At 48.8% G+C, this 14,819-nt stretch carries 13 protein-coding genes; 11 read left to right on the plus strand and 2 right to left on the minus strand.

Going from position 1 to position 14,819, the window contains the following annotated elements:
- The first annotated feature begins 239 nt into the window (after window positions 1-239).
- From AC0YOB_RS25975 to AC0YOB_RS26005, 7 genes are all read left to right on the plus strand, one after another.
- Entirely contained in the window at window positions 240-1,214 is a 975-nt protein-coding gene (locus AC0YOB_RS25975) for a DUF4097 family beta strand repeat-containing protein (RefSeq protein ID WP_475795232.1), read from the plus strand.
- Between the two features lie 16 nt (window positions 1,215-1,230).
- The gene (gene liaF / locus AC0YOB_RS25980; protein ID WP_475795233.1) at window positions 1,231-1,932 is read left to right on the plus strand and encodes a cell wall-active antibiotics response protein LiaF; all 702 of its coding nucleotides are present in this window, start codon (window positions 1,231-1,233) and stop codon (window positions 1,930-1,932) included.
- Window position 1,933: 1 nt separating this feature from the next.
- Window positions 1,934-3,004: a sensor histidine kinase gene (locus tag AC0YOB_RS25985; protein ID WP_475795234.1), complete on the plus strand. Its 1,071-nt coding sequence runs from the start codon at window positions 1,934-1,936 to the stop codon at window positions 3,002-3,004.
- Window positions 3,001-3,633 (plus strand): response regulator transcription factor, encoded by a 633-nt coding sequence (locus AC0YOB_RS25990; protein WP_475795235.1) that lies wholly within the window; start codon window positions 3,001-3,003, stop codon window positions 3,631-3,633. The genes AC0YOB_RS25985 and AC0YOB_RS25990 overlap by 4 nt, the downstream gene beginning before the upstream one ends.
- A gap of 200 nt (window positions 3,634-3,833) precedes the next feature.
- Window positions 3,834-4,514 carry a DUF7002 family protein gene (locus AC0YOB_RS25995; protein WP_475795236.1) on the plus strand — a complete coding sequence of 227 codons (681 nt, stop codon included), beginning with the start codon at window positions 3,834-3,836 and terminating at the stop codon, window positions 4,512-4,514.
- Window positions 4,515-4,812: 298 nt separating this feature from the next.
- Complete coding sequence (locus AC0YOB_RS26000) at window positions 4,813-6,162, plus strand: DUF4910 domain-containing protein (protein ID WP_475795237.1); 1,350 nt, start codon at window positions 4,813-4,815, stop codon at window positions 6,160-6,162.
- Window positions 6,163-6,164: 2 nt separating this feature from the next.
- A complete protein-coding gene (locus tag AC0YOB_RS26005) occupies window positions 6,165-6,959 on the plus strand; it encodes a formyltransferase family protein (protein ID WP_475795343.1) in 795 nt (264 codons plus the stop codon).
- Between the two features lie 299 nt (window positions 6,960-7,258).
- On the opposite strand, the gene AC0YOB_RS26010 is transcribed toward AC0YOB_RS26005, so the two are convergent.
- Window positions 7,259-8,338 carry an LLM class flavin-dependent oxidoreductase gene (locus tag AC0YOB_RS26010; RefSeq protein ID WP_475795238.1) on the minus strand — a complete coding sequence of 360 codons (1,080 nt, stop codon included), beginning with the start codon at window positions 8,336-8,338 and terminating at the stop codon, window positions 7,259-7,261.
- Window positions 8,339-8,940: 602 nt separating this feature from the next.
- Here AC0YOB_RS26010 and AC0YOB_RS26015 point away from each other — a divergent pair.
- The 4 genes from AC0YOB_RS26015 (at window position 8,941) to AC0YOB_RS26030 (ending at window position 14,336) form a co-directional block, all read left to right on the plus strand.
- Window positions 8,941-10,053 (plus strand): glycosyltransferase family 2 protein, encoded by a 1,113-nt coding sequence (locus AC0YOB_RS26015; RefSeq protein ID WP_475795239.1) that lies wholly within the window; start codon window positions 8,941-8,943, stop codon window positions 10,051-10,053.
- A gap of 12 nt (window positions 10,054-10,065) precedes the next feature.
- Entirely contained in the window at window positions 10,066-11,262 is a 1,197-nt protein-coding gene (locus tag AC0YOB_RS26020; protein WP_475795240.1) for a glycosyltransferase family 2 protein, read from the plus strand.
- A 275-nt stretch (window positions 11,263-11,537) separates the two neighbouring features.
- Window positions 11,538-13,397, plus strand: a complete 1,860-nt coding sequence (locus AC0YOB_RS26025) for a YncE family protein (RefSeq protein ID WP_475795241.1) — start codon at window positions 11,538-11,540, stop codon at window positions 13,395-13,397.
- A 396-nt stretch (window positions 13,398-13,793) separates the two neighbouring features.
- Complete coding sequence (locus AC0YOB_RS26030; RefSeq protein ID WP_475795242.1) at window positions 13,794-14,336, plus strand: CBO0543 family protein; 543 nt, start codon at window positions 13,794-13,796, stop codon at window positions 14,334-14,336.
- A gap of 297 nt (window positions 14,337-14,633) precedes the next feature.
- Here the strand turns inward: AC0YOB_RS26030 and AC0YOB_RS26035 are convergent, their stop codons facing one another.
- The gene (locus tag AC0YOB_RS26035; protein WP_210040480.1) at window positions 14,634-14,738 is read right to left on the minus strand and encodes a YjcZ family sporulation protein; all 105 of its coding nucleotides are present in this window, start codon (window positions 14,736-14,738) and stop codon (window positions 14,634-14,636) included.
- Between the last annotated feature and the right edge of the window lie 81 nt (window positions 14,739-14,819).

Below are 14,819 nucleotides of genomic sequence, written 5' to 3' on the forward strand. Positions count from 1 at the left end.
TTCCAGCCTGCCTGGTGCGGTGCTGCCGTACTCTTGCAGGTTTATACAGAATAAACCATGAAGAGTGGCATTCGTAACGTCCTCAGGTTGTAATTCGTCTAAGACCGGAAGGCGGTTGAGGCTTCAGACACTCTAAGACCGTGGTCTTATACAAGATCAGATCCAGGTACGTATGGAAAAAGCGCCGTCTGATGATAAAATGGGATGGTTAGCCATCGTCTTACAGGAGGTTGTTGCGGTTGAAGAAGCTAATCGGCGTTCTGCTCCTGCTGGGCGGCCTCATTATGATAGGAGCCTCCTTCCCTAAAGAGGGCTTGACGTGGAGAAGTCAGGAGGAGCGGGTTGCCGTCCCGGTTACGATTGAACAGATTTCGATCAAGGCTTCACATGCAGACATCCGCATCATTGCGGATGACGATTCGCAAGAAATGGAAGCAGCACTCCATGGCAGCGGCACGTTAAGCTTCAAGCAAGAGGGGATTTCAATCGACGTCCTTGTGGAGGATAAGGCCAAGGGTCTTCTGCCGACCGGCTCCACCCTAGACCTTCATATTCCAAGCTTCTATAAGAATAGCTTGATTGCGGAAGTCAGTGATGGGGATATCCATGTGTACGGACAATCGGAAGATGCCCGGATGGTCCTGCATAAGCTTGCGATAACGCTCCAGTCAGGTGATGTGAATGTGAGCGATGTGAATGCGGAGCGGCTCGATTTCAAAGCGTATACATCCAAATTTTCGGGAGAACGGCTGCACGCGGGCCATGCCTCCTTCGATATCGTAACGGGTAAAATCAATCTTGATCACTATTCAGGCGATTATACCGCTGCCATCGTAACAGGCAAGATGAATGCCTCGAATATTGCCGGCGGCGACGGGAAAGTGAATCTGACGGCAGGCAACATCAATCTGGACCGCTATTCGGGAGGATTGCAAGCCGAAGTCAACGATGGCGACGTGAATGCGCGGCTGGGCAAGCCGGAAGGACCCATTGCCATCAATATTCTCGAAGGCGATGCCACTCTGTCTCTGCCTGGGCAAGCGGACATTGAACTGGATGCGGCAGCCCAAGGCGGAAGCGTAAACGCTGATTATCCGTTCGACAAGATCATCAATCAGGGCGACAGGCAGCTGCATGCCTCCAGCGGAACGGGCAAGGTCCCGATCGACATTCATGTGCAGGCCGGCGATGTGAATATTGGGCCCCATTCCTAAGAAAGAAGGAAACAGGATGCTTAAACGTCTGCTCATTCATCCGTTCACCGGTTATATCGTCGTCAGCGCCGGTATCTATTGGATCATTGCGGGAACAGGCTACGGATATTACGATCCCTTAATCTGGTTCAGTCTGGGCTCGCTGTTGTCCACTTTCCGCTCCCGGATTAGGTGGGCAGCCATGTTCCCGTGGACAATCGCGCTGATTTTGCTGTCGCAAGGACTGGATCTGGATCTGCCGGGTGTGCTTGCCGGTGCAGCCCTGATCTATGCGGGTTATATTCTGCTGCTGAATAAACGGTCGTTTCTGCAAAATAAACCGGAAGCCAGAAACCGGAGTCGCGGCGCTGCCAGCCGGGTCCCGCTGCGCGAGCGATTCGGAGATGTATATATCCGCCCGGTGGTATTAACGGATCTGTCCGTTCCGAGAGGGATTGGCGATGTGCATATCGATCTGTCTCAAGCCATCGCGGCGGAAGGGGAGCGGGTTATTACCGTGGACCGCTTGCTCGGCAATGTGACCGTATATCTCCCCTATGATCTTGCAGTCCATGCGGATATTACGGTATATTATGGGTCGCTGGATGTTCTGGGCCGCAATCGTGAGGGAGTGAATCCCCGATTCCGGATGGAAACGGCGAATTATACGCAAGCCGGCAGGAAAATAAATCTTGTCATGAGCACCATAATCGGGGATATGGCTGTGAGGTATTTATAACATGAAAATGAACCGGCTGGTCAGCATCAGATGGAGGCTTACCCTATATGCAATCGGTTTCTCGCTGCTTATGTTCGCCGCTGCTCTATGCGGAATCATCATCTTCTATAAATTGGATTTTCGCCTGTTATGGTGGATCGAGAAGAAAAACATTCCGGTCGTCGTCATCCTGGGCGCTGCTGTCGCTCTGATTGGGGCGATTACGGGATGGGCCTTCGGCAATACGTTGAAGAAAAGAATGGGGCGGCTCCTGGAATCCATCACCCTGTTCGAAAGAGGGGATTTCTCCCATCGTCTGCAGATGCGGGAAGGCGAGGACGATGAGGTTGGCTTGATGGCCCAGCGTCTTAATGAAATGGCCGGCCATATTCAGCGGCAGGTCGCTTCCCTGCAGAAGCTGTCGACAGAGAAAGCGGAGATGGGGGAGCAGCTGAAGAAATCGGCAATCGTCGAAGAACGGCAGAGGCTGGCGCGCGAGCTTCATGATGCGGTCAGCCAGCAGCTGTTTGCGATTTCGCTGATGACCTCGGCGCTCGTGGAAAGCGCGGATTTGAATGCGGAGAAAGCTAGGAAGCAAATCGAGATGGTCGAGAAAATGGCAGGAAATGCGCAAAATGAGATGCGGGCGCTGCTCAGGCAGCTTCGTCCGGCTGCACTGGAGGGGAAATCGCTGAAGGAAGGTCTCGAGGAGCTTCTGAAGGAGATGGCGGACAAGCAATCACTCACGATACGGTCCGAGATTGAACTCGTGGAGGAACTCCCAAAAGGCATCGAGGATCATCTGTTCCGCATTACCCAGGAAGGATTGTCCAATATTCTCCGGCACTCGGAAGCCACTTCCGCAACCGTGAGGCTTGGCTTGTACAACCATCAGGTGCATTTGCGGATAACGGATAACGGCATTGGTTTTGATCGGGATGCTGACAAGTCCTCCTCGTATGGATTAAAAACCGTGCAGGAGCGCGCCAATGAAATTGGGGGCGTGGCGACTGTAGTTTCATCCCCGGGCAAAGGGACACAGGTGGATGTGAAGGTGCCGATTATCGGGAACGAAGGAGATAAGCAGCCATGAGCATAAAAGTAGTGCTGGTTGACGACCATGAAATGGTGAGGATGGGTTTATCCAGTTACCTGGACATACAGACCGATATTGAGGTTGTCGGAGAAGCAGCCAGCGGAGAAGAGGGCGTCAAGCTCGTCAAGGAACTGAAACCGGATGTGGTTGTCATGGACCTGGTCATGAAGGGGATGGGCGGCGTGGAAGCAACCAGGCAAATATGCCAGCTGGCGGATGCACCGCAGGTAATTGTGCTTACCAGCTTCATGGATGATGATATGGTGTATCCGGTTATTGAAGCGGGAGCACTCAGTTATTTGCTCAAGACAACGAAAGCCCGTGAAATTGCCGCTGCGATCCGCGCCGCGGGCAGAGGAGATTCGGTATTGGAAGCGGAAGTGACCGGCAAAGTGCTTTCCAAGATGCGCCGAGCGCCGCAGAAGCTGCCCCATGATGCGCTGACGGCGCGGGAAATCGAGGTTCTGCGCCTGATTGCGGAGGGAAAAACCAATCACGAGATCGCAGCAGAGCTGGTGATCGCCGTCAAGACCGTCAAGACGCATATTACGAATATATTCGCCAAGCTTGAGGTGGACGACCGCACCCAGGCGGCGGTGTACGTGCATCGGAACGGTCCTCTTTAATAAGTTGACTCGCATATCCAACAAGAAACTTCAAACACTTCTCACATGCTTATTGGAGGAGTGTTTTTTGTATGGAAGATCATCGGCTCCGGGAGCGTTGATTGTTGACTATTTTGCGCTGGAAGGAATGCTTGTGCATCTTATAAGGGAATAATGTCAAGCTGGGGATTAGAAGCCGATTGAGCGGAGGAGCTGAAGTCATGACCGATAAGATAGTGACCGCTATAACAAAAGCAAAAAACAGGCAGTCCTTATTTCACTTTACAAGGGCGGGCAATTTGCCGGCTATCGCCCATTTCGATGCTCTATTGTCCAGCAGCCAAGCAAGCCGCGATATTTCCGGCGATCGCCGGCTAAAACCCGTAAACGTGAATTATAATGGTCAATCCATCATCGTGAATGCACATCTCAGAATTCCAGGCAGTATGATTGATCCGGCAACTACTCTGGAACAATTTCGGGCATGTCTGGACCGGCATGTGTTTTTCTGGCCAACGTTAAAGGATTGTCAGAAAATGATGGACACCTACGCGCGAAGAGAACCGGAAGAAAGGTTCGCCGTACTGGAATTTGATGCATATGCCTTGATGTCAGGGCATTATTCCGCAGTCAGGCTCTCCAAGTATGATTCGGGGAGCTCACCGCGTTATCCCAAACTCTGCTCCTACAGAAAAAGTCCGGCCATGTTTCTGCCCCTGGACCGCTTCCAATCGGTATTGAATAACCTGGTGCCAGGGAAGCCGTCTGAAATACGGGAGGTGCTGGTTGAAGACCGGGTGATGAACGTCTCGGATTATTTGAAGGCGGTTTATGCCGATCGGGTGGAGGATGTGCCTGAGAGGTGGATGGGGCTGACCAGGAAATTGGAAGAGTTGAAATAGTCTGACGATCCATAGTGCTCAAAGGCGGTATGATTACCGATCTCCGAAACTGCCGTTGTCAGCTGCATAACAGCCGGTTAATCCCGCATGAAATTCATGCGAAGGTTCAACGGGACTGCAAGTTATGATGCATCTATACCAGTATCAAACCGGTCTCACCGATCATATAATGTGGATATGCTGTGATGCGACCGCACGTGGGGTTCAACGGTTATGGAAAGGAACGCCATATCCTTAAAGCTGGTCCATTTATATGAATCTATCTCCATGAAACGAAGAGAGAGGAAAGGGATTAAGAGTGAATAAGCAGCAGGAAATGGCGGAAATAAACCTGTTATTTGACGAGCTCTTTCCCCTTTGCCGCAGTATTACCGGCCAGGGATTGCGAGACACTCTTATGCTGCTGTCGGAGAAGCTTCCCTTGGAAGTGTTTGGCATCCCCACTGGAACTCAAGTATTTGATTGGGTAATTCCGGAGGAATGGGTGATTCGAGATGCATGGCTAAAGGGGCCAAATGGTGAAATCATTGCAAATTTCAAAACGAATAATCTTCATATTCTCAATTATAGTACCCCTGTTAACGAGGTTATGCCGCTCGCAAAGCTCAAGGAGCACTTATATACAATCCCCGGGCTGCCGGATGCCATTCCATATGTAACCTCCTATTACACACGCAGATGGGGGTTCTGTCTTTCCCACAATCAGCTTGAACAGCTTGAAGATGGCGACTACCTTGCCTATATCGACAGCGAAATGATAAATGGCGAATTAAATTATGCCCATGCGTTCTTGCCTGGAGAAAGCAAGCGGGAAATCTTAATCAGCACGTACATTTGTCATCCTTCTATGGCTAATAACGAATTAAGCGGACCCTTGGCTGCTGCTTTTTTGTATAACAGAATTGCAAATTGGCCCAATCGCCGCTTTTCGTACCGTTTCGTGTTTGCGCCGGAGACCATTGGCAGTATTGCCTACCTGCATCGGTTCGGCAAACAAATGAAAGAACGTACCCATGCGGGACTCGTACTGACCTGTCTGGGCGGACAAAGGAAATTAAGCTATAAATTGTCACGTTCCGGCAAAAATCCGCTTGATCGAATATGGCAGCAGATGGTTGCTCATGGTCAATATGAGGGGGATACAAGACCGTTTACTCCGGAATTCGGTTCGGATGAAAGGCAGTATTGCTCGCCGGGCTTTAATCTGCCTGTCGGCCAGATGGCCCGGATGGTTTATGGCGATTACCCGGGGTATCATAATTCGCTGGATACCAAAGAATCCATGACGATAGAAGCGATTCAACAAAGTATTGATGAGCTGGAATCCCTTTTACGGATGAATGAAGCGGAAGGCTGCTATATCAATCAATTCCCATATGGGGAAGTGAAGCTGGACAAACATGATCTGTACCCTGACATGAACGCTCCCGCAACCAGATTTTTATCTTCCAATGAAATCGTTGATAGCCGTACGCAGCTTAATCGCATTTTAACGCTGCTCAATTATTCAGACGGCAAACATACTTTACTGGATATAGCAGAACGGAGCAAATGTAATATTGACGGCCTTATGCCATACGTGCAGAAGCTGGTGGAGAAGGGATTGTTGAAAGGACCGTTCCATGAGAAAGGAAGAGAGCTAGGGTGAAAATGATATTTCTTACAGGGTCTCATCCCCGCCATTTATATGTAGCCAAAAAATTATACGATGAACATTTACTTTCGGGATTATTAATCGAGGTCCGTGAGGAATTTATGCCCGTTCCCGATGATCAGTTATCCCCGATAGACAGACAAAATTTTGAGCGGCATTTCCTGGACCGGCAAACAAGTGAGGAGCAATTCTTCGGATCTTTGGATTCCTCCTATTTTAGCGGCATCCCGGTTTATCCTGCAACGAAAGAAAATCTTAATGATGAGCAAACAAGGCAGTGGATACAAAATCTTCAGCCCGATATTGCTGTCAGCTACGGCATCCATAAGCTCAATGAAGATATGCTGGCGAGCCTTCCCGCGTATGCCTGGAATATTCATGGCGGTTTATCTCCCTGGTACAGGGGAAATACCACGTTATTCTGGCCTTTTTATTTCCTGAAGCCGAACTGGACAGGCATGACTATCCACAAGCTTACCTCCAAGCTGGATGGAGGCGGCATCATCCATCATTGTGTTCCTGTTCTGGAACGCGGAGACGGCATACATGATGTCGCCTGCAAGGCGGTCATACAAGTGTCGGAGGATTTAATAAAGCTCCTGCAGCTTGTTAGCGATGGCCACCCGATCCATGCCGTTCCGCAAAAATCGAATGGGAAATTATTTACTTCTGCTGACTGGATGCCCCAGCATCTAAGAATGATCTATAACACATTTAATAATGATATTGTGGATCAATATCTGGATGGGAAGCTTGAAAGCGCCGAGCCCAAATTAATCAAGGCCTTTTAGACGACATCGTTTCCGGACAGATTGGCAGGCGTGGCTTGCAATCGTACAAACCCCGTCCGGTGTCAGCCTAGCGCTGGTTGAAGACACATCATAGAAAAAGAGCAGCAGAGCAGCAAAAGAGCAGCAGAGCAGAAGAGCAGCAGAGCAGCAAAAGAGCAGAGCCTCCAAAACCGAGGTTCTGCTCTTTTCGCTGACATTATATCTGCAGTCTCATCGAAGATCATGAAAGGCTGGGCTTCATAAATAAAGAACCGCTGGAAAATAGAATAAGGTGTCCTGCACTTGGAATTCCAATGCCGTCAGCGTGCCAGCTCGCGCCGTACTACGGGTGCAACTTTAGCAGCCAGCAATTCAATCGCCTTCGCGACCTTGGAGTAAGGCATCCCTCCAATATCGAGCTGGACCATATACCGGCTGTGGCTGAAAAGCTCATGCTGGTGCAGAATGGTCTCGATCAGCTCCTGTGGGCTGCCGACGGCAAACGCGGTGCCGGGTCTGGCTGATTGCTCGAACTCGGTGCGGGACATTCTTCCCCTCCCTGTCCGCTTACCCAGAAATTGCTCGAGATAGCTGCTGTAATACGGATACAATTCATCCCTCGCAAGCTGGGAGGTTTCGGCCACATAACCGTGGCTGGAGACTGCGACCTTCAGCTTCAATGGATGATGACCAGCTAATTGACCTGCCTGCCGGTACATATCAACGAGGGGCTTTGCCCGCTCGGGAGGTCCGCCGAGCAGCGCAAGCGCCATGCCAAGTCCAAGCCGGCCCGCATTCGCTGCGCTCTCCGGTGTTCCTCCTACACCTACCCATATGGGCAATTCAGGCTGCTTCGGACGCGGAGCAATCTCCAGATTGTTCAGAGCGCTGCGGTAACGGCCGCTCCAGGTGATCCGCTCCCGCTCGCCCAGCTTCATAAGCAGGCCGATTTTCTCGGCAAAGAGATTGTGATAATCGTCAAGATCGTAGCCGAACAGCGGGAAGGAGTCCACGAACGCTCCACGCCCTGCAATAATTTCAGCGCGTCCGTCCGACAGCAAATCCACGGTGGCGAAATCCTCGAACAACCGGACCGGATCAATGGTACTCAGTACTGTGGTCGCGCTGGTCAGCCGGATTCGCTTCGTGACCTGTGCGATTGCGGCCAGTACAACCGAGGTGGAGGATACGGCAAATTCCAGCGTGTGATGCTCGCCTACGCCAAAGATATCGAGTCCCGCCTCATCGGCAAGCACAGCGGCGTCCACGATTTCCCGGATGCGCTGCCGTGCAGGGATGATTCCCCCGCCGTCCGGATTGGGAACCAGATCCCCGAAAGTATATAGGCCGATTTCAAAAGCGGGTGCTTTGATTTCTGCATTTGTTTGATGATTTTCCACTATTGCACCTGCTTTCAATTCAAGTATGATATGACTCTCTGATAGTCCACCTGCCAGTGATGCTATTATGTATCCAGAATAATATATTGGGAAGTAGGCACATTTAAGTGTCACGGTATCTTGGGGGAAACCATAAAGAGGATCATGCCGGAGATGGGGCATGATCCTCTTAATAATTATCTGCGACCTTCAATCAACTGAAAGTGCAGCTGATGCATATTCCGCAAGCCAGCATGTAACGGGCGATTCTTCCTTCCTTATATTTTGAAAAAAGCTTGTTTCTGAATCCGGATAGGAGGAGGGTAAGCAGCAGCCGGATAAGCTTTAATCAATATGAATTTTTACCCGCGCCGATATCGCCTCGGGGAATAAAAGTGAACTTTTGCACCCGCATACTGATTTAATCCGGTTGTACCGTCAAAACCGTCGGTGTCTTTTTCAGTATTTGTGGTATTGCCCGGCTCGCCGCCTGAGATGGTCTACATCCGTTGTTATTTCTATATATTTTATATAAATATAGATGATGAGAATTGGCTGCGCCTTTTAGGCCAGGAATCCACGCTGGAGGAATCTGTCACGGAAGATCGGAATGGAGGAAGCCAATGATTACGATCAGTCTATGCATGATTGTCCGCAATGAGGAGAAAATTCTGGAGCGCTGCCTGTCCGGTGTCAAGGATATTGCAGATGAAATAATCATTGTTGATACGGGATCAACAGACAAAACCAAGGAAATCGCCGCCGCATGGGGAGCGAAGGTCTATAATTTCGAATGGATCGACGATTTTGCGGCAGCGAGAAATTATTCCTTCAGCAAAGCGGCATGCGAATATATTCTGTGGCTGGACGCCGATGATTACATTGAGGAGAAGGACCGGACGCTTCTCAAGGAATTGAAGGCATCGCTCAAACCCGATATTCAATCGGTAAGCATGGCATACAATCTTGCCTTTGACAGTGAGGGGAAGGTAACCTCCAGCTTGAGACGCAACCGTCTGGTAAGACGTGATTGCCATTTTCTGTGGGTGGGGCCAGTGCATGAATATTTGGCGGTATTCGGCAGTTCGCTTGCCAGTGAAGTATGCATCACCCATCAGAAGGATAAGCCGCATACCGACCGGAATTTACGGATATACCGCAAGCGGGCCGAACAGGGAGAGGCGTTCTCCCCACGGGATTTATATTATTACGCGAATGAGCTTCGTGAACATGCTTTCAATGAGGAAGCTTGCGATTATTACGAGCGTTTTCTGGCAACCGGACTGGGGTGGATTGAAGATAATTTTCAGGCTTGCCTGAAACTGGCCGAATGCCGGGAACGGCTGGGGGATAAACAGATGCAATTTGAATCCCTCTGCAGAACTCTCCAGTATGATATTCCGCGGTCTGAGTTCTGCTGCAGGCTTGGATCGTATTTCTTCACGGATAACCGTTATATCCAGGCCATTTACTGGTACGAGCAAGCCATAGCCCTGCCGGATCGTGAAGAGTCGATGGGAATGAAGGACACGGTTTCTTCCACCTGGCTGCCCCATCTGCAGCTGTGTTTGTGTTATGACCGATTGGGGGATTCGCACAAAGCCAACTACCATAATGAAGTGGCCTTGCATTACTATCCGTCACATCCAAGCATGATTTACAACAGAAATTACTACAAAGAATTGCTGGGTGCCGGCTATGTGGAGCTTACGTGGCCAGGAGGTGAGAACAAGTAAAGGGGTGGGGATATGAAGACCAGTATTGTTATTCTCACTTATAATCAGCTTGCGTTGACGGCGGATTGTCTGGACAGCATTAGACGATGCACATCGGAAGATTACGAGCTCATCGTTGTGGACAATGGTTCCACGGACGGCACGGTTGACTTTCTCAAACGTCTGGATAACATCGTCCTGATTGCCAACAAGCATAATCTCGGCTTTGCCAAAGGCTGCAATCAAGGTCTTGAGGTGTCAACAGGGGACAACATTCTATTTCTCAATAACGATACCATTGTCCCTACAGGCTGGCTAACGCCTTTAATCGAAGCTCTGTATAGCAGCGGCCTGGTCGGAATGGTAGGTCCGGTAACGAACTATGCCAGCGGCAATCAACAAATCGCGGTGGACTACAAGGCTATTGAAGATATGGAGAGCTTTGCGAAAAGCTACTGTGAACAACGTAGAGGAAGGGTCCTGGAGGTACGCCGTCTCATTGGCTTTTGCCTGCTCGCCAAACGCAGTGTTCTTGAAGATATCGGACACTTCGACGAACAGTATGGTTTAGGCAATTATGAAGACGACGATTTATCCTTGAGAGCGATCCGCAATGGCTACAAACTGCTGATTGTACAGGATTCCTTCATTCACCATATCGGACATGCGAGCAGCAATCAGCTGCCGGCAATGAATTTACAGAATCTGCTTATAGAAAACAAAAAGAAGGCGGAGAGCAAGTGGGGGGCGCCCATTCGAGAGCTTATCGAGAAGGATCCCATCCGGCTCAGTTTATGCATGACAACAAATAATGACGCGAAGCGGCTGGAAGCCTCGCTTTCGTCGACAGCCGGACTAGTTGATGAAATTGTTGTGCTGGATCAGGGATCCACGGATCATACGGTGGAAATCGCAAAACGCTTTACCCGGCATGTTTATACCTTTACTGGAATGGTCGACTATCGTCTGGCATGTCAATTTATACATAAAGCCGCATCGGAGCCGTATCTCTTGTGGCTGAAGCCGGGGGATGCTCTTGATTCCACCGGACAAAGAAAATTTGCCGGCTTGAAGCTTTCGCTCGATAACGAATATGATGTCGTCTCTTTTTGGTACAAGAATGAGCTGCGCTACATAATCCGCAGGGCTGCTGGATTTCTTTTGCCTCAGGAGGTAGAGGCTGTCGGGGCCAAACCCCGATACCGCTATGATAGCCGCATTACAATATGAATGAAGCGGGGCTTTGAGAGATTCCTCTTAAAGCCCCATTCTATTGCATCAGTTGCCGGCAGAAATACAAGCTTTATTTCTATACCAGACTGGTATCTATTATTTGGGTTTACAGCTGCCCTGATTTAGAAAATTGAGGCAAATGCCAAGACATAATCTTGTAAACTTCATATATTGTAAAGATGATAGAGAGACAGCAGCCAGACCATCCATAACGGAATTCCAGATAGGAATTTTGTGGGACTGCTCATGATTTCAGAGAGGGAGTGCATCGTATGATTATAGAACCATTAGGTCCGACGGGGCCGAAGGGAGATTCTGATCTTCAAGTCAGCACAGGCCCGAAAGGGGCAGGACCTGCAGGCATGACGGGGTATCCCGTTTCGGGAACAGGTGCCGGAGTTGTTGGACCGGCTGGAGGAGCCCAGGGAGCTGCCGGCAATCCATCTGCGGGAGTGCAAGGACCGGCTGGCCCCATCGGGCCGATGGGGCATGGGTCTGGAGTAATCCCGGTCATGGGCTACAACCGGTCAATGACACCGATCATATTTCCTTCAGGAACGCCCGGTGCATGGGTAACCTTGAATACGATTCATAATTTGCTTGTATCGACCGATCAGCTGGTCGTTAAGCTGGATGCCGCTTTTCAACTTGCCTTCAGCAGCCCGCCAGGTTTGCCCCGTGTACTGAACATAACGTATCAAATTCTTCGAAATGATGACCCCGTCTATTCCAACGCGGTTATTTATGATCATACCAGAACCGGAAGCTCCATTAACTTCAAGGGACCCGTCTCCCTGACATTCGTTGACGAGCCGTCGGCTGGATCCTATACCTACACGCTGCGCGCGCGTGTAGAAAGCCAGATTGGCGGTTATAATCCAACCGTGAGCGAACGCGATTTCAATGCGTCCGTGTTCCAAACGTCCACTTTTCCCAATTACGTTTATGTCGCTCATTTATCCCCCGATGAATCCACTGCATTGATCTCTTATGTGGATCCCGTAACTAATACCATTACCGGTGCGTCAGTTCCTGTTGGTGTGGCTACCGGAGGAGTGCCGGCCAACCTGCTGAACCTGGCGATAAGCCCGGACGAGACACAGCTGTATGTAGCCAATTTAGTAGACAGCTCGCTTTATGCAGTCCACTTATTGACCAGAGAAGCGGTCAAAATATATTCATTTGAACAATCCTGGTATACGAATGCCATGCTGGTAACCCCGGATAATAACTATCTCTACGCAGCCGATCTGCACTCCGGTATTGTAAAGGTCTTTGATGCAGCCAATAAACTGTTTCTGTACGATCTTCACACCTCATCAGGTGAAAATGTATCGCTGACAGTATCACCCGACAGCAGCACTGTATTTGTAGCTATCAATAATATGGCGGGCACTCCTTCGGCGAGAGGCATAGTGGATGCTATTCCGGTAGGGACACATTCGGTTACGCATGATATTTTTGCAAGTCTTGCAAGCCAGTACGGATCACCCGCCTATATGGAACAAGTAATTCCTTTTGCGGTTGTCGGGTACCCGGGAGCGTATCAAATTCAGGCTTTGAATGTCCAAACTCAAGATCACAGCCCCGGCGATATCTTCTCGGCTCCTGTAAACGATCTGTTCAATAATCAGCGAATCACCCATCCACTTCTGCAAAGTCCGCTCAGCATGACCGGATTACCCAATAATTCAAGGTATATTATACAATCGGATGTTGAAAAAATAATTCGAATGAACGGAAATACCGTCATTGAGTCGATCGACAGCTATACGGATCAAAGAGAAATTGCCGTGACACCGGATCGAAAGCGGATCTGCGTCTTAATTAGAAATTCAATAAATCAACAGCAGTCAGGGCTGCAAATCATTTCGGTCGTTCCAGCCGGTATATCAACGCCTCCAAGCGCCTTTATTCCCCTCGCGAGCTCCGGAGGAATGACAATTACAGCGGATAGTAAATATGCCTATTCATTGACTTTTTACCCTAACCCCAGCTTCGTCAATGTCTATAGTGCAAATCTGATCAGCAAGACTGCAAGGGAGCCCTTGGCTATGCCGGGGCAGGTTCATGCGATAGTGGCCAGCTATACGAGGCACTCCGTAATTTCTGTATCGTCTATGGATGGTTAATGCTCCAGACTATGCTTCTTTGAGGATAGGGGGACGTGCATTGTCCGCTAACAAGCACGTCTTCTTATTTGCTTGTATACCGCGATTTTCTATCAATATGCCTCTCTTATTGACTTGCATCATCGCAAAGAGATCGGGAAGTTATCCCGGGACGATTATCACTTGGATTTATATTCATATCCGCTGGCTTTTGCGGAACGGGAAGGAAAGACAATCCTGATTTATGGGACAAAAAGAAACATTATGTATTTTGGATTAATGATGAGAAGTCTGTAAATAAATAACGTGAAAAAACACGGGAATGAGTGTTCATGCGTATTTTAAACCTATAATATCAGCCATTCCACTGCGGGTGGCTTTTTTGCATCCCTCAGTTGACGATTAAAAGTAAACGAAATGGGAATGTTTGATACTGGGGTGATTATTATGATGCGTATTGCGATTTTTCTTTTGGTTTGGATCGTTGCTTACTACAAAAGTGATTGGAGGAATTGGAAAAATTACCAATCCACTATTTTGTTCTTAATTGCTGGTGATTTAATGATTAATCTAATAACCTATAGATATACGTTGTGGGATCAACGTTCTGTATTGGGAGGAGATTTAATTAATGATTTATTGATATGTATTTTCTTCTATCCACCCAAGACACTAATTTATCTGACCAACTATCCAGACGATAAAGGAATTATTAAAAAAGGGATTTACATATCTGTATGGGCGCTGTTATTAACGTTAATAGAAGGAATTCTGTATGTGTTTGGAGATTATCACTACGATCACGGATGGAACCTGCTGAAATCCATGCTTTTTGATTTCGTAATGCTGCCGATTGTGGTGCTCCATTATTCCAGGCCGCTGCTGGCCTACGTTATATTTCTCATTGGAACGATATTGTTTATCGTGATTAATGGAATTCCTCTGTCATCGTTTAAATGAAAGCCGCAGCAGGAAAAGGATCCTCCAATGAATATAGCCTCAGTTTTTTTCCACGGCATGCATAATTGCTCCTGGCTCCAATTCAGTGAACATCTCCATCGTTTGGTTTGCATTACCGACAACGATACAAACTCAGTAACAAATTCCGATGTTTATCTGTGAAGCGACATGGCGCCGCAAATGGGGTTCGTATGGAGCAGCGAAAATATATTATTATAGAGCAAAAGACCCGCATAGCGGGTCAATTGGGGATTTTTGCAAGTTAGGAACATGAAAGGGGGTCAGGTTCCGGGTTAATTAATAACCGAATTTACCGCAACTGCAAGCGATAATGACCAGCAAGATAAAGAGGACGAGTATAAATGCGAAACTTGAGCCAACACCGCCAACTACATCAGACATTCAAAGCACCTCCTTGATTTTCGGTACATTGTAATTTATGCATACAGGCTTCGGCGTGATTGGATGAATGTTACGGAATGG

Source organism: Paenibacillus sp. JT31N17, assembly GCF_056269255.1.